We start from the raw sequence: 22,619 nt of genomic DNA, 5'->3' as shown, positions 1-22,619 counted from the left end.
GGGTCCGTGATCAGGCCGTTGCGCGGTAGAAAAGATACCGTTCCGGATCAATGGTGTCCGGGCCGCGCACCTGTTCAAAACCCACCAGCGGCTGCTGGCTGACCACCAGACCGCCTGTCTGCATCAGGGGCGCAATCAGCGGTGACAGCCTGCCGCCTTCTTCCACGTCGCGCGCCTTGTCACCATAACCGAAGTCATAATGAGCAAGGGCCATTTTCGCGCCACGGCTGCCAAGTTCCGTCAGCATGTCCTCTGCTTCGCCCTGCAGAAAATCTTCGGCGGGGGGGATGCAGGACGGATGCGGTTTGAGCACCCGGTCTATGACCCAGATCCGCCGGTCCGGCAGGTTTTCGCGCAGATGATCATAAGTCCGGCCGTTGCCGAGCCCCAGTTCCAGCACGTCGCCCTGCAGGCCCGCGATCTCCTGTGCCGCCCAGTTTATACCGTCAATCTGCGCAGTCAGCCTGCGCCGCATGGATTCAAGCCTGCTCATCCGGGGTCTCCTGTTGCAGAGGTGTTTCTGGTCGCGCACCGCCGTCCTGCATTTCGCCGATCCATTTCTCAGAGAACTGCCAGACCTCTTCGGTGTGCACAAGGTGGTGTGTCAGCAGTCCCAGCGGTTCAGACGGGTCTGTCAGGCCGGTGCGCCGGTCCGAAAGCGTGCGGGCGGTCAGATCGATGAGCGTTTGCGCGGATACCAGACCGCGGTCGCCCTTCCAGTTGATCGGATCAATGTGGGTGTTGACCTGTGTCAGCCCGTGCGCAGGCGTCTTCTCTTCGCGTGGCAGGAACGTCGATATGCCTCCGTACCCTGAACGCACCAGATCAGCACAGAAACCACCATCGAAGCGGTTCCAGGGGGGTACGAAAACGGGCAGCAGGCGTGTCCCGAAAAGTTCGTGCAGACGGCCAATGGCTGCCTGTAACTCGATGATGGCACCATGGCGGGGCTGGCCGAATTCGGCTTTCTTCACGCCTTCCGGGCTGTGGCTGACGTGCTGCCAGCCATGCACAAGTGGGATGAGGTTGTGACTGTTGCGGACCGCCCGGACAAGGGTTTCATCTGCCGGGCGTGGGATTACGGCAATGTGGACCGGCAACGCCGTTTTTGCAGACAGCGCGTCAAGCCGGTCGAGCGCGGGAGTATGTGCAACCGCATCGTCGTCACGCCACCATACCGGCAGGTCCACTCCGTCAGCCCGGCAACGCGCGAGCTCCTGTCTCAGCGGGCTCCAGTCGTCAGGCATCGCGGTATCTCCGGATGGTTTCGGCAATGCGCACGGTTTCAGCGGCACCGTCAAATATGTCACCGGGCAGGGGCCGTTCGGCCGCGCTGATCACATTCCTGATGGCGTCCCCGAGTGCCTGAGCCGACAGGTCCCTGTTTCGCAGCAGGTCAATGTTACTTTGCCGGGACAGACCCTGTGCCCGCAGCGTCTGTTCGGTTTCGCCGTCGGCGTCAAATGGCACAAAGATCGCCGGTACGCCCGTCTGGAGCACATCGAGTGCTGTGTTGTAGCCGCAGAGTGACACAGAAGCGGCCGCGCCCGACAAAAGCCCGCGAAAGTTCTTGCTTGCCGGGCCAACAGTCACATTCCGGCCCGCGCGTCTGGTCAGCTGAGCGATCCGTGCTGGCGCCTTCTGTCCGGCGACCAGCAGGTGCCAGCTGTGTTCGGCCATGCCGCGCGCGCAGTCGACAGCGGTTTCGAAAAGGTTGTCGGCCACGGCACCGCCGCCGGTACTCACAACAATGCCTGACCGCTGAGCGGAGGGTGACCTTGCAGTGTTCTGCCGGGCAACATACCCGGTATAACGCAGTTTGCCGGCGAAACCGGGCGTAACGGGCCAGCTTTCATCAAGGGTTGTGACGGTGGCGTCGGCGTGTACCAGAACCGCGTCGTAGTATGCCCCGATCAGATCCTCGGCCATCTGAGCTTTGGCCGGCTTTGATGGTGGGGCCAGGATATCGCGCACGGACGACAGGATCACCGGTTTTGGGTTCAGTTTCTGTGCGGTTTCAAGCGCGGCAAAAAACTCATCTTTCAGAACACGCCTGCCAAAAGGGAAAAGTTCGGTGATCAGAATGTCGGGATGAAACCCTTTCAGTGCTTCGGTCAGTGCATTTCTGCGGTCTCGAAAGGTCTGTTCTCCGGCAACCTGTCCGTCGCGGCCCAGAAGCCGGGTGAAGTTGGTGCCGTCCGAACGCAGCGGCGGGAGTTGCAGAACATCTGTAACACCATCGTCCAGGTGTGGTGCGGGCATCCCGCCGGAAACGAGGCGGGTGGTGTGACCCGCGTCCGAAAAGGCCCGTGCCAGCGTCAGCGCACGCGCCAGATGACCGGTGCCGAGCAGGTGGGTAACCAGGATCATCACGCGCATGGCGAGCCCTCCTCGAGGCGGACCGGCTGGGCATCAGCAGTCCAGCCACAGGGGTCCGGGCGCAGGATATAAAGGCGGTCGCGCTTGATCCTGAAGGGGGCTGGCCCGCTGAAATTCCAGCCCGTTGCCTGTGCCAGCAGGACCCGCATGACCCCGATATGACACACCGCGACGGTATCGCGTTGCAGGCCTTCGGCCCAGGGGACCAGACGCGCGCGCAGATCGGCGGGGCTTTCCCCACCGGGCGGGCGATAGTCCCAGCCCCAGTCCTCAATATCCCTGAACCCGCTTGCCGGTTCCTCCCGCAGATCACGCCCCTGCTGGCCTTCCCAGTCGCCCCAGTTCATTTCAATCAGGGCGTCGTCGCTGCGCGGAGAACGCCCGCTGATCAGCCTGGCGGTCTGCGCCGCCCGCTGCAAAGGGCTGGCGCAGAGATCGGCATTGTCCCAGGGCGGGGGCAGACGGCGGCTGGCCAGTGCCGTCGCGGCATCCTCATCAAGCGGAATGTCGCTGCGCCCCTGTATGCGGCCGGCGCGGTTCCAGGCGGTATGCCCGTGACGTATGATGGCAAGCCGGATCAATCTCCTGCCTCTCCGAGCAGGGGTGCCAGCGTCTGAGCCGCACTGTCGATCAGGTGGTTTTTTGTGATAAACGTGCGGGCCGCTGAACTGCGCCGCCGGCGTTCCGCGTCGTTGGCAAGCAGGTGATCGACCATGGCTGCCAGTGGTGCGACGCCCGCCGAAGGATCAGGATAAGGCCCCGGCGCCAGAACATCGCGCACGCCGGGCCTGTCCTGGGCTACCACTGGCAGACCTGCGGCCTGCGCTTCGAGATAGGCCATGCCGAACGCCTCATTGACCCCGGGCCAGTACAGCAGACTGGACTGGCCGAAAAGCGCATCAAGGCCAGCAGTGTCCAGCGCGCCCGCAAAGGTCACGCGGTCACCGAAAGGTGCCATGAGTGAAACGACGCTGTCCCGCGCGGGCCCGTCGCCCGCTATGGTCAGGTGCCAGTTTTCAGTGGTGAGCTGCGCCAGCGTTTCCGCCACCAGTTCGTATGATGCCAGTTTGTCGCCGGGCCGCATCATGGCGACACAGAGCATTGACCCTGTGAGTGTGGACACAGGCGGCAGGGTTTCGAGCGGCAGAAAGGGGCGCAGATGGATCAGCCGCTGGCTTGCCGGTGCGTCGCGCCGCAGCGTCAGCGCGTCCCTTTCGGTCAGGTAGCAGATCGCATCCGCCGCATCGCAGGCCGCCTCTGCCGCTCTGGCAAAGCCGTCCCATGGGCCGCCGAGCCTCTTGCGCGCCCGGGTGGCCTCGATCAGAATATACGGGATACCCAGTGCCTTCGAGACGGCAGGCCCCAGCAGATCGGGAGCTTTGTAATAGTTGTGATAGGTGACCCAGGCCCGCCAGCCCGCCGCCCGACCCGCCGCAATTACGTTGGCTGTTTCCTCATCTGCGGCGCGATAGATATCGGCCTGATGGTCAGGATCGCCCTTGCCGTCCCTTGTCTGCAGTTCGGAAGTAAGCTCCGGTTCCGCTCCGGCGCGCTCTATGGCCAGCATCAGGGCCCGTGCCATGGCGCGATCTCCTGAGGGCACAGAATGGGTCGGGGGCTTCATGGGGGCGTAAAAGGCAACCCGCCTCATGCCGCCGCGCCCATTGTTTCGCGCAGACGCTGAACCAGCCGCGCGATGCCCGGATCCATCCCAAAATCATGGACCAGCCGCTCATATGCGGCCCGGGCCAGCGCCGGACCCGATGCCGGATCGGCGGCAAATCCGGTGATCGCCTGCGCAATGCTTTCCGGTGCGTCGTCCGTCAGGATGCCATGCACACCGGTGTCGATGAATTCCGGTATTGCCGAGACGGGTGTGGACAGGATCGGCAGCTTCTGGCTGGCCGCTTCCATCAGGACGTTGGGCAATCCGTCGCGGTCGCCGTCTCCGGCAACGCGGCTGGGCAGTACGAAAAGGTCCGCGGCACGCATGGCGGCAATGACCTCTGGCTGATCCTGGGCACCTTTCCAGGTGATCCGGCCCGCGACACCACGGTCCTGCGCGCGCTGCTGCATTGCGTCCCGCAGTTCTCCGCCGCCGATATGCGTGAAATGCCAGTCCAGGTCGCCGGGCAGTAGAGCCAGCGCATCAATCAGCCGGTCGAATCCCTTTTTCTCCACCAGCCTGCCGACAGACATCAACGCCAGCGGCGCGTTCGTTTCGCGCAGCGGGCGCTCCGGCGGTGCCGGGAAACGCGCGAGATCAAGCCCGTGGTACACCAGATCAACACGGGCGGGTGTATCTGCCAGGTTCTGCAGGTGTTCAGCGCCGAATCCGGTGCAGGTGGCCCCGAATGCCGCGCCAAAACTCTCAGGCGACAGTTTCTCGCGGAGCTCCCATTCAGGGGAGGTCCAGATATCTTTGGCGTGTGCGGAAAAGGACCAGGGCAGGCCTCTGATGATTGCGGCATAGCGGGCAACCGATGACGGCGTATGCAGAAAATGCGCGTAGAGAGCGCGGGTGTCCCCTGGCAGTTCGCGGGCCATCACGCAGGCCTGACCGAAACGCCGCAGGCGGTTTGGTGTGCGGTCGCGGACATAATCCGCGCGGATCATCCGCCAGGCGGCACCAAATCCAGGACGCCTCACAGCGCTCAGCAATCCGCGCAGCACGCGCCAGGGTTCATCCCGCAGGTATTCCGGCAGATAGCGCACAGACGCCTGCAGACGGTCGTGCAAAGGGTGTGTCTTTTTGTCGGTCGGGTGACGCAGGGACCAGATTTCGAAATGCAGGCCTGCTTCTTCCAGCGCCACGAGCTCCTGCGCGATGAATGTCTCGGACAACCGCGGCCATCCTTTGACGACCACCGCGAGTGGCGCACCTGTGGTCTGGGTCATTTCTGCGCCACCAGCGCCCCGGCCCGGCGTACGACGACCTCGAGCCCGTCGAGCAGTCCGTCTGCACCCGCCTGTGATGGTTTGCCCTGCGATGGCAGGCCCCGGATCGCGCGCACCATTGCCTCCGGCGTCATGCCGTCGCGCGTTTCGTCAAGCATCCGGACGAGGCCAAGCTCTTCGGCGCGGGAGGCCCGGATCCACTGCTCCAGACGCGGCACGGTTCGCGGCACAATCACGGCGCGCTGATCAAAAGAGAGCACTTCACAGAAAGTGTTGTATCCCCCCATACACACGACGCCCTGCGCCCCGGCAAAAAGTGTTTCAATCCGGGCGTCAAAGCCAACAGCGGTCACACGACCATTCAGTGCCGCGACGCGGGCGTCAAAAGCCTCCCGCACCTCACCTGACAGGAAGGGTCCATAGACCAGAATGGCATCAGGTTTGAGTGTCGGATCGGATTCGTAAGCGGACAGCACGAGGTTGACCATCGCCTGCCCGTCGCCACCACCACCCGGGGTGATCAGGACATAAGGATCTTCCGGTGTTTCCGCCGCGTCAGTGATCTCGCGCCGCAGATAGCCTGTCCAGTGGATACGCTCGCGGGTTGCCGGGGACAGCCCCAGGCCTTCAGTCGGGTCATAGACAGACTTCGGACCATACACCCAGATCTCGTCATAAAACTGTTCGGCGGCTTCGATGGCCCCCTTGCGTTCCCACTCAGCCCGCAGAACCTGCGCTTCGTCCAGCACATCGCGCAGGCCCAGGACGCACCGGGTGGTACCACGGGCGGCAAGCCATTCCAGCGTCGGCAGCAGCTCGCCGCGAAAACCGGTAGGCTCTTTGTCGACGATCAGCAGGTCAGGGTCATATTGTTCCACGGCGGTCTGGATCAGACCGGAACGCAGCGCTGTGGTTTCGTCAATGTCGAGACCGAGCGTCTGGCTTACATATGTGCCGTCATGCATTTTCGAGACACCCGGCAGGCGTACGTGATCCACGCGCTCCGGGAAGGTAAAACGTCCGGCGATCGGAGATCCGGTCAGGATAATCGCAGAGGTCCCTTCGTCAGACGCCGTCAGCGCCGAGGCCAGCGCGCGCGAGCGTCTCAGATGTCCCAGGCCGAAAGTGTCATGACTGTAGAACATGATACGCGAAGCACGCGCACCGTCCTGCGCAGCCACCGGTGCGGCGGACCGGTCCTGCACGTTCATTTCCCGCTCCGGTCGGCAGGGGCTGCGCGCCGGTCAGCTGTTTCAGTGTTTTTCAGGCACATGGCCGTTCCCCGGGTCTTTCGATCACGGCCTGCGCCGTACTCCCATGGCTTCCTGGCATAATTCGGGCGCAGGTGCAAAACACGACTTAGTTGTATTCCGCCGGACTGATGTCCAATTGCAAAGCCCCGCTGCCTCGCCTACCGTCCTGAATGATAACAGTTTCCGGAAAGCTGAGCTTATGCGTCTGATCCTGCTCGCCCTGTCCATGATAATGTTGCTGAACCTGGGCCTTCCCGGTTTGGGCACAGCACAGGCCCAGGGCATCGGTTCTCTCTTTTCTGCCGCGAGCGGAGACAGCGGGTCGGATGCGGACAGTGCGCGCGTGTCCGAGATCATGCGGCAGGCTGCCGAAGCCGGGGTCGGCGTGGTTGTGATCGGGCCGGATGGTGAGATCGTGATGACGTCTGCGCCGGAACAAACGGCGGAAACTGTTGAAAGCACTGAAGGTTCAGGCCTGATGAAGGCGCAGGACACCGTTGTGCGCTTCCGGACCGCACTGGTCGAGCGCATTCTGGACCTGCCCAACGCGTTTAACGAAGTGGTCTACATTCTGCGCGCAACCAGCCCGACGGGCGAAATCCGCGTTTTTGCCGAAGTAGTTATGTATTCGCTGCTCCTCTTCGGCGCGGGCGTTCTTGTTGAACGCTACATTTACGGCCCCAAGATTGCGAAGAGCTGGGTGGTCGCACGGACGCGCGAGAATCCGCAGGGGTATTCGGAAAAGATGCCCTGGCTGGTGTTCCGTTTCGTGCTGGGTGTGGTCGGCATTCTCGTCTCTATGGCGGTTGCCTATATTCTCGGCGCTCTGATCTGGGGTCCGATCAAGGATCCTGCCATTCAGTTCACGGCCAGTATCGTGAATGCCGCCTATTTCATGAGCCGCTTTGCCGCCGTGCTCTGGCGCATGATTCTGTCGCCCTACATGGAGCAGTACCGGATCCCCGTGCTCAGCACCCGGGACGCCAAAAGCCTTCACCGCTGGCTTTTCATGCTCGCGGCCTTTGACATCTGTGCGATCCTCTTTGGGGTCTGGATCGGTGAACTGGGGCTGAACTACGACGTCTACGCCTTCCTGTCCTCCCTGTTGTCGGCGGCTGTGGTGTTGCTAAACATTTTGATGGTTCTGGTGAACCGGCGGGCGATCAGTCGCGCGATCCGGCAGGGCAAACCGGTGGGAGAACTCAGCTGGCTGGTCCGGACGCTTTCGACTGTCTGGGCCCCCGCCGTGATCTTTTACGTGCTCTTTGCCTGGGCGGAGCTGACCTATGATCTGGTGCTCGGCAACCCGTCTTCGATCCCGCTGATCGGAGGGGCGTATATGATCCTGCTGTCGATCATCGTAGTCTATGGCGTGATCAACTTTGCCATCGAACGCAGTTTTGCCCGCGCCCGTGCGCTCCGGGCACTGAATGAGGCAAAAGCCGCGGCCGAAGATGAACCGGACGAAGAGCGGCTGGCAGAGCTGGCGGAAATGCAGGACATCCGCCCGCGTGCCGAACTGACAACATTCGAGGGGCTGGCGCGCCGCGTCGCAGGCATTCTGGCATTTGTCGCTGGCGTCTATGCCTTCTTCTACATCTGGGACAACGATTCCGCACAGATGGTTGAAACCGCTGCGACTCAGCTGCTGGACATCATGGTCATCCTGTTTATCGGATACATCGTGTACCACGTCTTCCGCATCTGGATCGACAACAAGATCCGCGAAGAACAGGGCGACATGGAAGAGGGTGAACTGGGGGATGAAGGGGGCGGCAGCAGTGCCAGCCGCCTGGCGACCCTGCTGCCGCTGTTCCGGAACTTTATCCTGATCGTGCTGCTGGTCACCATTTTCCTCATTGTTCTGCTCGAACTTGGCGTTAACGTCGGGCCGCTCTTTGCAGGTGCCGGTGTTGTGGGTGTCGCCGTGGGTTTCGGCAGTCAGGCGCTGGTGCGGGATATTTTCTCGGGCGGTTTCTTTCTGTTCGATGATGCGTTCCGCAAGGGTGAATATCTGGACATCGGCGGCGTGAAAGGCACGGTCGAAAAGATCTCTGTGCGCTCGTTCCAGCTGCGCCACCATCTTGGCGCGCTGCACACCATTCCCTTTGGCGAAATCCAGGTGATGACGAACTATTCACGCGACTGGGTTATCATGAAGCTGCCGCTGCGCGTGACCTATGACACGGATGTCGAGAAGGTCCGCAAGCTGATCAAGAAACTTGGGGTCGCTCTGCTGGATGATCCGGTCATCGGCGATAATTTCATTCAGCCCCTCAAGTCGCAGGGCGTGATCGAAATGCAGGACTCTGCGATGATCATCCGGGTCAAGTTCATGACCAAGCCGGGGGATCAGTGGCTGGTGCGCAAGAAGGTCTACGAAGAGATCAGGGCATTGTTCGAGCGTGAAGGCATCCGGTTTGCACACCGCGAGGTGACAGTCCGTCTGGCAGGCGACAAGGACCCCGAGGAGATGTCCGACGAAGACCGCAAAGCTGTCACGGCCGCAGCGCAGGCTGCCATCGAGGAAGAATTGCTCGATGGTGAAGATGCGGGCGGGGACGACCGCTAAGCACCGCGTATCGGCAGATGTTCAGGTTGAGAGCGTCACACCGTCCGGTGACCACTCCGGGTGTGGCCCGGGCATCCGAATGCCCGGACCCGGGGGATAATTACAACGTTTTGCTGAACGTCACCTTGTCGTCCCCATCCATCCAGTAGTCAGGGATGGTCGCGACATGATCATAACCGCAGGCCGCATAGAATGCCCGTGCACCCGCAAAATCCGGCGTGCCGGAGGTGTCAACGATCAAAAGCCTTTGCGCCAACCCGCGCAGGTCGGTTTCGGCGTCAGCAACCAGCGCAGCACCAAGGCCCTGCCCCTGGCTGGCTGTCCGCACGCCAAGCGCCAGCATGTTCCAGGTGCCCTCTGTCAGCGGCTCAGGCCGGCACCAGCAGAGCCCGCAGGCGGCGCCCTGTGCTACCGCAACCCGCCAGAATCCGGCATCTTCACTGTCGAGGCAGGGTTGCAGCAGATCAGGCAGCATCTCCGGTGGAAAGAGACCGGTGTCTTTGGCGATCTTCTGAAGGTCAGGGATGTCGGCACGGGTCGCAGCCCGCAGTTCAGGTCTGGTCATATCTTGCTCCTCAGCGATTGTCTTGTTGTGCGTTGACCGCACGCAGCCCGGTGCGCGTGACGCGATAGGGCAGCCCGTTGGTTGATTTGATAAAGCGCCTTTTCCGCAGGCGGTCGAAAAGTTTCAGCGTGCAGTCGGTCAGCACATGTCCATCCCGCGTAAAGCAGGTCACATGGCTGACTTTGCCATTTGACAGACGACGGAAATGGATAGCGCCGCCCTGCGCAAGCAGGTGCAGCACACGCTGTTCGTGTTTTGAGATATTCAATGGATTTGTCCCGGAGTTGGGTCAGCAGAAAGAGCACCCTGCATCACGCGAGGGCGTTCTTTGGCTCATACCGGTCCGTTCATTCGGACCTCAGCGGCGGACCGCATTCTCCAGCATAAAATCTCCGTCGTCCTGCACCGTAGCAGAACCTGACGACCAACTAGCCGCCGGTCGTTCAGAAATCAAGTGTGAGAGGCATCAGGTTTTGTACGGGTCGAGTGAGGCACGCAGCCCGTCCCCAAGGAAGTTAAAGGCCAGCACAACAAAAATGATCGGCAGCATGGGGATCGCCGTCCAGGGATAGATCTCGATGGATGCGAGGTTCTGTGCATCGTTCAGCATGACCCCCCAGCTGACCGCAGGGGCCCGCAGACCGAGGCCCAGGAAACTGAGCGCAGTTTCACCCAGGATCATCGCGGGGATCGACAGCGTGGCGGAGGCGATCAGGTGAGACATGAAATTCGGCAGAAGGTGCCGTCTGATAACCCTGCCAGGTTTTGCACCCATCATCTCTGCTGCGCGCACGTATTCCTCTTCACGCAGGCTCAGGAACTTACTTCGGACCGCCCGGGCGAGACCCGGCCAGTCGAGAATGCCGAGGATGATGGAAATGATGAAAAAGACCGCCACCGGTCCCCAGTTCGAGGGTACTGCGGCAGAGAGCGCAAGCCACAGGGGCAGTTCTGGCAATGACCGCAGAATTTCGATGACCCTGTTGATGGTCCAGTCTGTCCGGCCACCGAAATACCCCGCGACGGAGCCAAAGAATATACCGAGCGCAAAGGATACAGTGATCCCGATCAGCCCGACCGTCAGCGACAGTTGCGCGCCGTACAGAATGCGGCTGAACACGTCGCGCCCCAGTCGGTCTGACCCCCACAGGAAAACGGTGGCACCTTCCGGTGCACAGAAGAGATGCGTGTCCGAGGGGATGAAGCCAAAGAGGTTGTATTGCTCGCCCTCGCAGAAGAAGAGCAACGGCATCGGCCTGCTGGTATCAGTCTCATAGGTCCAGCGGTAATTGACCAGATCCGCTGTTGCGGTAGTCGGATACACAAACGGCCCGACAAATTCTCCTTCGTGCCACAGGTTGATCGACTGCGGCGGCGCATAAAGGTAATCCGCGCTGCGTTCGTTGGGCGTGTAGGGGGCGATGAACCCAGCTACCGGCAGCATCAGATAGCTGAGCAGCAGGAAGATGCCCGAGATCAGGCCCAGTTTGTGGCGTTTGAATTTGCGCCACACGAGCACCCAGTTCGGCGCATCCATATCGGAGCGTTCGAGCGCCGAGAGGTTGGCATCGTCGGACCAGGGGGCTTCGTCAATCCAGCGACCGTCGGGCAGTTTTTTCATGAGCCGCGCGCCCCGTACCGGATGCGCGGGTCAAGAAGCACCAGCAGCAGGTCGGAGATCATCGTACCGATCAGCGTCAGTAGGGCCACAAACATCAGAACGAAACCCGCAAGGAACTGATCCTGCGATTTCAGCGCGGTGAGCAGCGAGGGCCCGATCGTCTGCAGACCCAAAACCACAGACACCAGAACCGAGCCGGAGACCATCGCCGGCAGCAGGTTGCCGATATCCGCGACAAAGGGATTGAACGCCATGCGCAGCGGATATTTTGCCAGCAGTTTCGACGGCCCGAGCCCTTTGGCCTTTGCCGTCTCGACATAGGGTTTGCTGAGCTCGTCCAGCATATTGGCCCGCAGCCGTTGCATCATCGCGGCGGCACCTGAGGTGCCGATCACGAAGGTCGGTACGATCAGATGCACGAGGATCGATTTCACCTTGTCCCAGGACATCGGCTCTCCTTCGAACTCGGGCGACATAAGGCCGCCGATCGGCAGATCGAAGTACTTGTTGCCGTAATAGAAAAGGATCAGCGCCAGCAGAAAGTTCGGGGTGGCAAGGCCGAGATAGCCGACAAATGCGGCCGTGTAATCAACCCAGGTCTCGGACTTAGCGGCCGCTATGACACCCAGCGGCAGGGCCACCATATAAACGAAAAGAACCGCTGCCAGGTTTACCAGCACGGTCAGCCAAAGGGCATCGCCCACAATTTCGCTGACCGGCCGGTCGAATTCAAACGACCAGCCGAAATTGCCCTGGATGAGGCCGTACCAGCCCTGCGGACCCGGCGCCATGCCGACCCAGATCAGGTATTGCTCCCAGATCGGCCGGTCGAGCGCGTATTCGGTGCGCAGAAACTCGGCCTTTGCGACACCCTCGGCCTGGCCGGTGGCGCGCAGCTCGGCGATCTGGTTCGACAGGTAGTCGCCCGGGGGTAGATTGATGATCACGAAGATCAGGATCGACACGACCCACAGCGTGAGCAGCATCGTGATGAACCGGTAAATGGCGTAGCGGACGAACATCATTGTGTGAGCTGCTGGAACGGGTCTTCGTAGTAGAACTCGTCGATGCGGTGGATGCCGAAATGCGCCCCCGGATCCCATGCCCACTTTGCGATTTCAGGTACATTGCGCAGGTTCTTTGAGACCACGACAGGCTGTGGCGCCTCGGCCAGGATGCCGATGCCGTATTGCTGGTCCGCGTGAATGGCGAGCATTTCGCGCCATATTTCCATACGTTTTGCCGTGTCTTCCGTGTGATCCCAGTCCCAGCTGAGCTGCATCAGGCGCTGGGCGTGTGGCATGTCAGGTTTCTCGCCCAGCTCTCCGCCGGTCTGGTAATACTGGCCCCATTTCGGCCAGGCAAAAAATTCCTGGTGTGTGGGCGCGAGGTATTCGGGCGGCGTATACGATTGCGGCAGGCCGTTGTCCCACCCGTACCAGATCGCCGCCATGCTGAGACCGGAATAGACGCGGTTGCGCAGAATATCGCGGTCCAGCGGACGCATAATGAGCTTCACCCCGATCTCGCGCCAGGTGTCCGTCACAATGGCCAGCGCGTTTTCGACTTCCTGGCGTTCTCCGGCTGTTTCGACCACAAATTCCATCGGGCGGCCATCGGGCAGCCGGCGGATTCCGGTCGGTGTGCGCTCGGTCAGACCCATCTCGTCCAGAAGGCTGTTGGCCTTTGCGACGTCAAAGATGGCCCAGCTGGACAGATTGGCGGGGTCAAAGAAGGGGCTTTTGGCCAGCGCGGTCATCCCGCCTTCCTTGGCCAGTCCGAAATAGAGCGCACGGTTGATCATGCGCCGATCAATGCCAAGGCTGAGCGCCCGCCGGAACCGCACGTCGCGGATGACTTCACGCCAGACGGGATCGGCGAAATTCAGGTTGGGGTAGACTGCGATCTGGCTTGCTGCGCCGTTCGCCCAGAGCAGTGTGCGGTAGTTGGCACCATCTGCTTCGCCCTTCTTCAGAATTGAAATGTCAGGGAAATCGAGGCCACGGGCCTGCAGGTCCACTTCGCCGGCGTTGGCCTTGGCCGCGATCAGCCCCCCCCCGACTACAGTCATCTCAACAACGTCGATATAGGGCAGCTGATAGCCCTGCTTATCGACCCGGTGGTAGTAGGGGTTGCGCACGAACAGATGGCGGCTCGATTTGGCATTCGACGCATTCATCCACGGCTGCAGCGTTGGCAGCGCAGGGTTGTCGAATTTGTACATGTTGTCTTTTGCGTTATGCAGTGCAGCCCAGCCGCGGACGCGCGCCTTTTTGATCGCCTTTTTGAGCGTTTTCGCGTCAGTGAAATCCGCGTGGAACTTTTTCAGATAATGCGCAGGCCGGTAAATGATGAACGGGCTCGCCTGCGCCAGCAGCTGCAGGAACTGAGGGTTGGGCGTGGGCCATTCGATCACGACTGTATGCGCATCGGGAAAGGTAATGTCGGCCAGCACACCGTCCACGATCAGGTTCTGGGACGGACCGGAGGGGCTCAGTTCTTTGTTCTGAGCCACGTTTTCCCAGTAGTACCGGAAATCCTCAGAGGTGAAGGGATGGCCGTCTGACCACCGGTGCCCCCGGCGCAGGTGCAGCGTGAATTTGCGTCCTTCCTCGACCGTCACATCGCGCAGAATATCAGGATAGAGCTCGTAGTTGTGGTCGTAGCCTACAAGGCGCGCGTAACCGTAGACGACCATCTGGCGCACATCCTTGGAACGCGAGACCAGCGTGCGCAGGGTCCCGCCCTGTTTGCCAAGAGTGCGGCCCTTGGTCTCAAGATTGACCACAAGAGGGTCCAGCGGCAGCCGTTCGCCAACGCCAGGCAGGTTGCCGTTTGAAACTTCTGAGCTCCAGAAAGAGCTTTCACGGACATCGGGTACCAGAGCCGCAGGTGTGGCCGCGACGCGGAGGCTCGTGGTCTCCGCCGGAGCTGTACCGGGACCGAACAGCAGGAAACTCAGGATGATCGCAAAGGTTCTATACATGGCACCGTACCTTGTGACCCGGCTCCAGTTCTGTCAACGCGGGAGCATCAACGCCCTCGAAACGAAAGGCTTCGGGCCATGATGCCGGGGAACCGGCACCCTTTGCAACCAGGCTCAGGTCAATTGGCCGGCTCATATCGGGTTCCGGCTGTGCCGCGATCAGCGCCCGGGTGTAGGGGTGACGTGGATTGTAAAACAAAGTGTCCGGCGGGGCCTGTTCCACCACCACGCCCTGGCGCATGACGGCCACCTCGTCAGCGATGCGGGCCACCACCGCCAGATCGTGGCTGATAAAGAGGTAACTCAGGCCCATACCGTCCCGGATGTCCTCAAGCAGTGTCAGGATCTGTTCCTGCACCGAAACATCCAGTGCCGACGTCGGTTCGTCACAGACCAGCAGCACGGGGTCGAGCGTCAGCGCCCGGGCGATCGACAGGCGCTGGCGCTGCCCGCCTGAGAAAGCATGCGGATAACGTGTGAGCATCGAGGGGTCGAGACCCACCCACCGCAGCATTTCTGCTGCTTTGTCACGTCTGTCGGACCTTGACCCGATGTTGTGGATTTCCATCGGCTCGGTCAGCGCCTGCTGGATTCGCATCCGCGGCGACAGTGAGGAGTAAGGGTCCTGGAAAACCATCTGTGCCTGGCGCTGGAACGCGATGCGTTCGCTCTGGCTCATGGCGTCCACATGCAGCGGTTCGCTGTCCGGCGTGGCGCGGAAGAGTACTTCGCTGCCTGGGTCGGGCTGTTCGGCGCCGAGGGCGATCCGCGCGCAGGTTGTCTTGCCGGATCCGCTCTCGCCCACAACCGCCACCGTTTTGCCGCGCTGCAGTTCAAGATCGACCCGGTGACAGGCCGTAACCACCTTGGGTGCGCTCCAGCCGCCGGCGCGCATCGTGTATGTCTTGGTGACGCTGCGCATGTCGAGGATCAGATCATCATGCCGTGCTGCACGTGCAGGTGCCGCGACCTCCGGAATCATCGGTGCCGCCGCAAACAGCTTTTTGGTGTATCCATGCGCCGGCGCGCCCAGAACCACATCTGCGGGGCCACGCTCCATGACGCGTCCCTTGTTCATCACCACAACACTTTCGGCCATATTCGCCACCACGCCGAGGTCATGGGTGACGAGGATAACTGCCATGCCGGTATCGCGCTGCAGGTCTTTGATCAGCCCAAGCACCTGAGCCTGTGTTGTCACATCCAGTGCGGTCGTCGGTTCATCAGCAATCAGAAGATCGGGGCGGGCCACCATTGCCATGGCGATCATGGCCCGCTGACGCATGCCGCCGGACATTTCAAAGGGATAGCTCTGCCAGACACGTTTCGGGTCGGGAAAGCCAACCCGCTCAAAGGTTTCCAGAACGGTTTTTCTGGCTTCGCGCATCGGCATGTCGCGGTGCAGCCTCAGCACTTCGGAAACCTGGTCGCCCAGCCGGTGCAACGGGGAAAGGGACCGCATCGGTTCCTGAAAGATCATGGATATGCGGTTACCGCGTATCCCGCGCATGCCCCGCTCCGGAACCGACAGCAGGTCTGTTGATGTGCCCTTGCAGTCGAACCGGATCTCGCCACCCGCGATGATAGCCGCATCCGGCAGGATCCGCAGCACTGACCGGCAGGTGATCGTTTTGCCCGACCCGCTCTCGCCGACCAGCGCCAGTGTCTCGCCCGGCATCACGCTGAAGCTGACATCGCGCACCACGGGGGCCGCCGTTCCGAAGCCGATGCTCAGATTTCTGACATCCAGCAATGGGGTACTCACGGGTGGGCCACTTCCTGATCTGGTTACGCTCTGTCCGGGGCGTGGCCCCACGCCGCACAGTCAACGCGATTCCGGCGCTCAGGTCCAGCACACAGAAGCGTGAGCACCTTTGTACTGTCATTTTTGTCCCGGAAAGGGCATCTGACAGGGAGGATGACCACGAAAAGGACCTGAAATGAGCCGTCTCGATCTGTTTATCAACCGCATGGTGTCGCAGCGGGCCTGTCTGGATCACGCTGCTGCGCTCACAGAAAACATCGGGGGGCCGGTTTTCGAACTCGGTCTCGGCAACGGGCGGACCTATCATCATATGTGCGCGATCATGCCGACACGTGACATCTGGGTATTTGAGCGTGCGATCGCGTCGCATCCCGATAGCACGCCGCCGGAGGATCGCGTGATGCTGGGTGACGTTTTTGAAACACTGCCGCAGGCGGCTGACCGTTTTCCGGATGGGGCGGCGCTGATCCATGCCGATCTGGGCGGGCACAATGCTAAAAAGAACGACGATTTCGCGCAGCGCGTCTCCCCCTTTATTGAGCCTTTGCTGGCGCCGGGAGGGCTGATGGTCTCCAGCGACAGAATGTATTTTGAAAATCTGACAGAGATTGCGCTGCCGCCTGATGCCGTGCCGGGACGCTGTTTCATCTATCAGAAGTGAACTGTCGCCGGTTACCGGCTTGCTGTTGTTCGACGTGCATTTTACTCTGCGGAACAATGACTGTTCTGTGTCCCATGGCTGTTCGATCCGGCTGCTGCCCTGAAGGGCGGCGGTAACGGTGGCTGCGGCGGACCGGAAATTTGCGAACACCCTGGCGCGTGGGCTGAGCGTACTTCAGGCGTTTGCCACATCAGGCGAAGCCCTGACGCACGCGGGGATTGCGCGGGCGACGGGGCTTCCGAAACCAACTGTATCGCGCCTGACATACACCCTTTGTACGCTGGGCTATCTCAGCCAGCCGGAGCGGAACGGCCCGTTTTTCCCCGGCCCTGCTGCCGTGATCCTTGGTACGGCCACCGGTTTGTCAGTGCCTTTTTTCCAGAGCATTTCCGCGCCGATGCAGCGACTGGCCGAAGAAACCGGGACACTCTGTACCATACTCCTTGCCCATGACCGGGAGATGGTGCTGACCCGCACCTGGCAGCCTTCTGCCGGCACCGTGCTGCGGGTGCGCGACGGTCACCGGATCCCGCTGATGGGCACGTCATCCGGGCAGGCCTGGATCGCGGCTCTGACGCAGAAACAGTTTGAAACGCTGGACCCTGATCCGCAGCTGCGGGCTTTCCGAGAGAGTGGGCACATGCAGTTGCTGCGCCGGGGGTTTACGGTTGCCACGCGTGCTGAGCGGTCGGGTGGCCAGGTCAATGCGGTCGGCGTTCCGTATTTCGTGCCGGCTTTCGGCTTGCCTGTGGTCTTTTCCTGTGGCGGCCCAGCAGGGCGCCTGACGGAAACCGAACTGGAAAACGAAACCGGGCCGGCGCTGCGCGAGGTTGTTCAAGCACTTGAACGCCAGACAGGACAGCCACCGGCGCTGATCGCCGGCAGCCGGAAAACCTGAAAGGACAGGCTATGACAGAACCAGTCACCTATACCCGACACGCGGATATCGCGGTGATCCGGATCTGCAACCCGCCTGTAAACGCGCTTGGACAGGCCGTGCGTGCGGGTCTGCAGGCCTGTATGGACCGCGCCGAAACGGATGAAGGCGTCCGGGCCATATTACTGGTGGGGGACGGGCGCACATTTATTGCTGGCGCAGACATCCGCGAATTCGGGAAGCCACCCGCCACGCCGCACCTGCCGGACCTCTGTACGAGGATCGAAGCCTCGCCTCTGCTGGTTGTTGCGTCAATGCATGGGGTGAGCCTCGGGGGCGGGCTCGAAGTGGCACTTTCTGCACACTACCGTGTGGCCCAGCCGGGCGCGAAGGTTGGGCTGCCGGAAGTGCACCTGGGGCTTATTCCGGGTGCTGGCGGAACGCAACGTCTGCCGCGTGTCGCCGGTGCGGAAGCTGCGGTGGAAATGATCACGTCCGGGCGTCACGTTGGCGCAGAAGAGGCGCTGAGCCTCGGCATCATTGACGAGATCCGGGACGGTGATCCGGAAACGGAGGGTCTTGCGGCGACACGGGAACTCCTGGCGCGTGGTATGGCGCCCCGGCCCGTGAGCGGCCTGCCGGCTCCTGCCCCGCTGGACTGGGACGCACAGCACGCGGCGACGCTGAAAAAGGGACGGGGGCAGATGTCCCCGGCAGCCGCAGTCCGCGCCATTCAGGCGGCATCGGAACTGCCTTTTGCCGACGGTCTGAAAGAGGAACGCCGCATCTTCAGCGACCTCATGGAAACCGACCAGCGTCAGGGTATGATCCATTCGTTCTTCTCGGAACGTGCGGTGGGAAACCTGCTCGAACTGAAGGGCATTCCCGCGCGTAAACTCGACAAAGTTGCGGTCATCGGTGGCGGGACTATGGGGGCGGGCATTGCAACGGCGCTGCTGCTCTCCGGTCTGAGTGTCATCCTGCTGGAGGTCACGCCGGATGCGCTTGACGCAGCCCGCGACCGCATCGCCGGGAACCTGGCGGGGGCCCTGCGCCGTGGAAAGATCAGCCAGGAACAGCATGACGGGATGCTCGCTCACGCGCTTGAACTTACCACCGATTACGCCGCGCTTTGCGAAACTGATCTGGTTATCGAAGCCGTTTTCGAAGACATGGTCGTCAAAAAGCAGGTTTTCTTGAAGCTTGATCAGGTGTGCCGCGAAGGTGCGGTGCTGGCCACCAACACCTCCTATCTCGACATCAATGAGATTGCGGCGGCAACCTCGCGGCCTTCTGAGGTCATCGGGCTGCATTTTTTCTCTCCTGCTCATGTCATGAAACTGCTCGAGGTTGTTGTGGCTGATCAGACTGCGCCGGATGTCACGGCGACCGGTTTTGCACTGGGCCGGATACTGGGCAAGACGTCTGTGCGTGCCGGTGTCTGTGACGGCTTCATCGGAAACCGGCTTCTGAATGCCTGTCGTACCGCTGCGGATCACATGGTGCTGGACGGAGCCAGCCCCTGGGAAATCGACCAGGCCATGACGGATTTCGGTTTTGCGATGGGTCCTTTCGCTGTGTCTGATCTGGCCGGGCTGGATATTGCCTGGGCCACGCGTAAACGGCTGGCGCCGCACAGGGATCCGCGCGAACGTGTCGGGACCTATCCGGACCGGCTTTGCGAAGCCGGGAATTTCGGCCAGAAAACCGGTCGCGGTTTTTATGTCTATGAACCCGGCGCGCGTGCCGGTGTGCCCAATACGGACGTTACCGCCTTTGTCGAAGAAGAGCGGGCGGCGCTGGGCATCGCAGCCCGGTCGTTCACGCCGGAACAGATATCCGGGCGGTATATGCTGGCGATGGTGAATGAGGCGGCCCGGTTGCTGGGCGAGGGGATCGCGCGCCGCCCGCTCGACGTCGATGTTGTGCTGGTTGCAGGTTATGGCTTTCCCCGTTACCGCGGCGGACCGATGAAATGGGCGGATATGACCGGACTGCCTGGCGTACTCGAAAGCATCCGGGATCTGGCCGCAGAGGATGACTGGTTCTGGAAACCTGCCCCGCTGCTGGAAGAGCTGGTCCGGGATGGCCGGACATTCGAAGAGCTGAACCGCAGCGCCTGATTGCCCGGGTGCCCGGGGCCTCGTTCAGGTCCAGACGCCGGAGGCGGCCTCGCGAATTGCGCGGATGTTTTCCCCATATGGAGCCGGGTCGCTGACCGATCCGCCGCGGAACACAGCGGATCCGGCAACAAGTACGTCCGCCCCCGCGCGGGTCACGAGCGGAGCCGTCTGCGGGTCAACGCCACCGTCAATTTCGATGTGGATCGGCCGGTCGCCGATCATGGCGCGCAGCTTTCGAACCTTGTCGATCTGAGAGGCAATGAATTTCTGGCCGCCAAAGCCGGGGTTTACGGTCATCACGCAGACAAGGTCGGTCAGGTCGAGCAGTTCGGATACGGCTTCGGCTGGCGTGCCGGGATTCAGGGCGACACCGGCCTTTGCTCCGGTGGCCCGTATTGCCTGCATCGTGCGGTGGATATGCGTGCTGGCCTCGACGTGGGCAGTGATCACATCGGCACCCGCGTCCGCGAAGGCCGTGATGTAGGGATCGACGGGGGCGATCATCAGATGAACGTCCATCACACCCCGGATATGCGGCCGGATCGCGGCACAGGTCGCCGGGCCAAAGGTGATGTTCGGAACGAAATGCCCGTCCATCACATCGACATGCACCCAGTCTGCTCCCTGCGCTTCGATCGCTTCGCACTCGGCGCCGAAATTTGCGAAATCCGCGGAAAGGATCGAGGGAGCGATTTTTACAGAGCGGTCGAAAGTCATGAATGGGCACCTCTGGCAGCGGTTGTCGCGGCCCATTAGCCACCCTTTTGCAGCAGGAGCAAGTCCGGCAGCATGTGTTTGCGTTAACTGACAGCCGCTGATTTGCCGCTGCTGGCCGCTCAGTCCCTGGGCGGCACCGGCGCCGAAACAAGATCAGCCAGCATGCTGAAGGGCATGTCCGGTTCAGCCACCATACGGCTGCGCATGTTCCAGATGTCCCCCGCGCGTTCGTCTCCTGTGACCGGGGCGCAGAACTGCATGAATTTTTCCTGATATTCTGTCTCGGGCAGCCAGGTGTCCGGGCCGCCGCGCGCATCAACGACACCTGAAGCCAGTTGAGTTCCATCCTGCAGCGTCACATTGACTTCAGCAGTGCGGCGTTGCGGGAAACGGGCATTGTGCGCCGGGTCCTCTGCGACGGAAATCCGCGGCATTAGGGACGCGACATCCGGGTCCTGAAGTCCCGCGCCGGATATGTGATCGGGGCCGACCTCGCCGTAGCGCATCAGGACCGACAATGCGAAGTGCATTGAATACTGCGCCTGGCCTGTGGTGTCCGGCAGACCCTGGAAAAGTGCGGCACCTTCTGCAAAAGTGTGAACAGAAACGCGGTCAATGTCCTGAGGCCCGAGGCCGTGATCCCGCATCAGAGCCCGCAACCCATCGAGGGGCGCGTGCGCCCAGCGGCAGACGGGATAGGGTTTGATGTAATTTTCCATGATCGTCCAGTGCGTGCCCAGGTCTTCCCAGAAGGGTCTGGCCTCGCTTCCTTCAATGGTGATGGCCGGAGCACCTGAGAAGCCGTCGAGTGCGAGCAGTGCCGCCATAGAACCGGTCAGCGCGCCCATGCCCGAGCCATCATGCAGCATCGTCGGTGTTTGGATTTCCCGCATCATCTGGCTGCGCGGACCGTGGTATTCGGCGATCCCGAGCGCTTCGCGCAGGCATCCCGCGTCCGCGGTTCTTAAAGTGCACCCGATGGCCGCGACCCCAAGCGCGTTCCAGGCGCCGGATGTGTGATAGTCGGACACGGTGGCATGCAGGGCCAGACCGGCGCGCGCGCTGATCTCGTAGGACATCGCGAGGATGTCGAGAGCCTGCCCCGCAGTCAGGTCCGGGCGCGCGTCTGCAAAAGCGAGCAGAGCGGGGACGACAGCGCAGCCAATGTGCCCCTTGACCGGGTTGAAGCCGTCATGTGCGTCCAGGTTGTCTATCTGGGTCGCTGCGGCGTAGGCACTGCCAGCTATAGACACCCGCCGTCCGTCAAACAGCATCGGTGCACTGTCGGCGTCGGCGGCACCGTGGAACCTGGCAGCGTGTTGCCGGGCAATGCGTGAGGGGTCGAGATGTGTGGCACCGGCGGCCACGCCGAGTGTGTCGATCAGCAAGAGCGCAGCGCGGTCCCGTGGGCCGTGCGGAATGTCAGGCGTCAGGATGAAATCTGCAATCGAACTGATATGTGACGCCATCGGGTGTCCTTTCGGCAGGTGGTCGTTCTTCATCAGAAGAGCAGATTCGCGGAGAGGCATGTCTGTTCGCGACATCACCTCATGTCACAAACCACAAGCGGATGTGATGGCACGTAACTGGCCTTGGCTGTCGGGCTGTGTAAGGAACCGCGCAGTCAACAACACCCGAAAGGACAATGCTATGCTCATGCCGCGCCAGAAAGTACCCGATCTCAGACTGCCGACACTGGATCACGGAGAGTTCGACCTCTCGTCTGACGGATCCGAGCGCGGCACTGTTGTGTGCTTTTACCGCGGGTTGCATTGTCCTTTGTGCGCGACCTATCTGAGTGAGCTGGAAAAACGCACTGCCGATTTCGCGGAACGTGGTGTGCGCACCATCGCCGTCAGTTCGGACGGTGAAGAGCGGACACGTGCGATGGCCGAAAAGATCGGTGCAGAAGCACTGAGGTTTGCCTATGATCTGCCGCTGGCAAAAGCGCGCGAGTTCGGCCTCTATATCTCGACAAGCCGTGGCAAGACGTCGATCGGCATCGAAGAGCCGGCGCTGTTTTCCGAGCCTGGCCTGTTCCTGATTACACCGGAACAGACGCTGTATTACGGGTCGGTTCAGACAATGCCGTTTGTGCGTCCGCACTTCTCTGAACTGGTGGGGGCAATGGATTTTGCCATCAACAATTCATACCCGGCGCGCGGCGAATACAGCGGCGCTGTTTAAAAGGTGATCCGGCGG

General features: G+C 61.5%; 20 protein-coding genes. 5 read left to right on the top strand and 15 right to left on the bottom strand.

Annotated elements, in window-relative coordinates:
* Positions 1-10: 10 nt before the first annotated feature.
* From AB4K19_RS14435 to AB4K19_RS14405, 7 genes are all read right to left on the bottom strand, one after another.
* Positions 11-493 (bottom strand): class I SAM-dependent methyltransferase, encoded by a 483-nt coding sequence (locus AB4K19_RS14435; RefSeq protein ID WP_375229010.1) that lies wholly within the window; start codon positions 491-493, stop codon positions 11-13.
* The gene (locus AB4K19_RS14430) at positions 480-1,247 is read right to left on the bottom strand and encodes a polysaccharide deacetylase family protein (RefSeq protein ID WP_375229009.1); all 768 of its coding nucleotides are present in this window, start codon (positions 1,245-1,247) and stop codon (positions 480-482) included. Before AB4K19_RS14430 ends, AB4K19_RS14435 begins: the two co-directional genes overlap by 14 nt.
* Positions 1,240-2,379 (bottom strand): glycosyltransferase family protein, encoded by a 1,140-nt coding sequence (locus AB4K19_RS14425; RefSeq protein ID WP_436398142.1) that lies wholly within the window; start codon positions 2,377-2,379, stop codon positions 1,240-1,242. Before AB4K19_RS14425 ends, AB4K19_RS14430 begins: the two co-directional genes overlap by 8 nt.
* Positions 2,370-2,960: a histidine phosphatase family protein gene (locus AB4K19_RS14420; RefSeq protein WP_436398139.1), complete on the bottom strand. Its 591-nt coding sequence runs from the start codon at positions 2,958-2,960 to the stop codon at positions 2,370-2,372. The genes AB4K19_RS14425 and AB4K19_RS14420 overlap by 10 nt, the downstream gene beginning before the upstream one ends.
* Entirely contained in the window at positions 2,957-3,961 is a 1,005-nt protein-coding gene (locus AB4K19_RS14415) for a glycosyltransferase family 4 protein (RefSeq protein ID WP_375229006.1), read from the bottom strand. The genes AB4K19_RS14420 and AB4K19_RS14415 overlap by 4 nt, the downstream gene beginning before the upstream one ends.
* A 65-nt stretch (positions 3,962-4,026) precedes the next feature.
* Positions 4,027-5,277, bottom strand: coding sequence for a glycosyltransferase (locus tag AB4K19_RS14410; RefSeq protein WP_375229005.1), 1,251 nt, complete (start codon positions 5,275-5,277; stop codon positions 4,027-4,029).
* Positions 5,274-6,488 (bottom strand): glycosyltransferase family protein, encoded by a 1,215-nt coding sequence (locus tag AB4K19_RS14405; protein ID WP_375229004.1) that lies wholly within the window; start codon positions 6,486-6,488, stop codon positions 5,274-5,276. The genes AB4K19_RS14410 and AB4K19_RS14405 overlap by 4 nt, the downstream gene beginning before the upstream one ends.
* A gap of 241 nt (positions 6,489-6,729) precedes the next feature.
* Here AB4K19_RS14405 and AB4K19_RS14400 point away from each other — a divergent pair, with 241 nt between their 5' ends.
* Positions 6,730-9,102, top strand: a complete 2,373-nt coding sequence (locus tag AB4K19_RS14400) for a mechanosensitive ion channel family protein (protein WP_375229003.1) — start codon at positions 6,730-6,732, stop codon at positions 9,100-9,102.
* A 100-nt stretch (positions 9,103-9,202) separates the two neighbouring features.
* On the opposite strand, the gene AB4K19_RS14395 is transcribed toward AB4K19_RS14400, so the two are convergent.
* From AB4K19_RS14395 to AB4K19_RS14370, 6 genes are all read right to left on the bottom strand, one after another.
* The gene (locus AB4K19_RS14395; RefSeq protein WP_375229002.1) at positions 9,203-9,667 is read right to left on the bottom strand and encodes a GNAT family N-acetyltransferase; all 465 of its coding nucleotides are present in this window, start codon (positions 9,665-9,667) and stop codon (positions 9,203-9,205) included.
* Between the two features lie 10 nt (positions 9,668-9,677).
* A complete protein-coding gene (locus AB4K19_RS14390) occupies positions 9,678-9,935 on the bottom strand; it encodes a YjhX family toxin (protein WP_375229001.1) in 258 nt (85 codons plus the stop codon).
* 198 nt (positions 9,936-10,133) lie between these two features.
* Positions 10,134-11,288, bottom strand: coding sequence for an ABC transporter permease (locus AB4K19_RS14385; protein WP_375229000.1), 1,155 nt, complete (start codon positions 11,286-11,288; stop codon positions 10,134-10,136).
* Complete coding sequence (locus AB4K19_RS14380) at positions 11,285-12,313, bottom strand: ABC transporter permease (RefSeq protein ID WP_375228999.1); 1,029 nt, start codon at positions 12,311-12,313, stop codon at positions 11,285-11,287. Before AB4K19_RS14380 ends, AB4K19_RS14385 begins: the two co-directional genes overlap by 4 nt.
* Positions 12,310-14,274, bottom strand: coding sequence for an ABC transporter substrate-binding protein (locus tag AB4K19_RS14375; protein WP_436398131.1), 1,965 nt, complete (start codon positions 14,272-14,274; stop codon positions 12,310-12,312). Before AB4K19_RS14375 ends, AB4K19_RS14380 begins: the two co-directional genes overlap by 4 nt.
* On the bottom strand, positions 14,267-16,039 hold the full coding sequence (locus tag AB4K19_RS14370; protein WP_436398128.1) for an ABC transporter ATP-binding protein: 1,773 nt from the start codon (positions 16,037-16,039) through the stop codon (positions 14,267-14,269). Before AB4K19_RS14370 ends, AB4K19_RS14375 begins: the two co-directional genes overlap by 8 nt.
* A gap of 175 nt (positions 16,040-16,214) precedes the next feature.
* Here AB4K19_RS14370 and AB4K19_RS14365 point away from each other — a divergent pair, with 175 nt between their 5' ends.
* The 3 genes from AB4K19_RS14365 to AB4K19_RS14355 all read left to right on the top strand — a co-directional run bounded on the left by AB4K19_RS14365 (position 16,215) and on the right by AB4K19_RS14355 (position 19,700).
* On the top strand, positions 16,215-16,700 hold the full coding sequence (locus AB4K19_RS14365) for a class I SAM-dependent methyltransferase (protein WP_375228998.1): 486 nt from the start codon (positions 16,215-16,217) through the stop codon (positions 16,698-16,700).
* Between the two features lie 118 nt (positions 16,701-16,818).
* Positions 16,819-17,598, top strand: a complete 780-nt coding sequence (locus AB4K19_RS14360; RefSeq protein WP_375228997.1) for an IclR family transcriptional regulator — start codon at positions 16,819-16,821, stop codon at positions 17,596-17,598.
* 11 nt (positions 17,599-17,609) lie between these two features.
* Complete coding sequence (locus tag AB4K19_RS14355) at positions 17,610-19,700, top strand: 3-hydroxyacyl-CoA dehydrogenase NAD-binding domain-containing protein (RefSeq protein WP_375228996.1); 2,091 nt, start codon at positions 17,610-17,612, stop codon at positions 19,698-19,700.
* Between the two features lie 24 nt (positions 19,701-19,724).
* On the opposite strand, the gene rpe is transcribed toward AB4K19_RS14355, so the two are convergent.
* A complete protein-coding gene (gene rpe / locus AB4K19_RS14350; RefSeq protein WP_375228995.1) occupies positions 19,725-20,417 on the bottom strand; it encodes a ribulose-phosphate 3-epimerase in 693 nt (230 codons plus the stop codon).
* Positions 20,418-20,536: 119 nt separating this feature from the next.
* Positions 20,537-21,886 carry an MmgE/PrpD family protein gene (locus AB4K19_RS14345; RefSeq protein ID WP_375228994.1) on the bottom strand — a complete coding sequence of 450 codons (1,350 nt, stop codon included), beginning with the start codon at positions 21,884-21,886 and terminating at the stop codon, positions 20,537-20,539.
* Between the two features lie 181 nt (positions 21,887-22,067).
* On the opposite strand from AB4K19_RS14345, the gene AB4K19_RS14340 reads away from it, so the two are divergent.
* Positions 22,068-22,604, top strand: coding sequence for a peroxiredoxin-like family protein (locus AB4K19_RS14340; RefSeq protein WP_375228993.1), 537 nt, complete (start codon positions 22,068-22,070; stop codon positions 22,602-22,604).
* The last annotated feature ends 15 nt before the right edge of the window (positions 22,605-22,619 follow it).

Origin of the sequence: Roseobacter phycocola (assembly GCF_042055075.2) — a bacterium.
In the GTDB taxonomy this organism is placed as follows: domain Bacteria; phylum Pseudomonadota; class Alphaproteobacteria; order Rhodobacterales; family Rhodobacteraceae; genus Roseobacter.
This window is presented reverse-complemented; position numbering and strand designations above follow the sequence as displayed.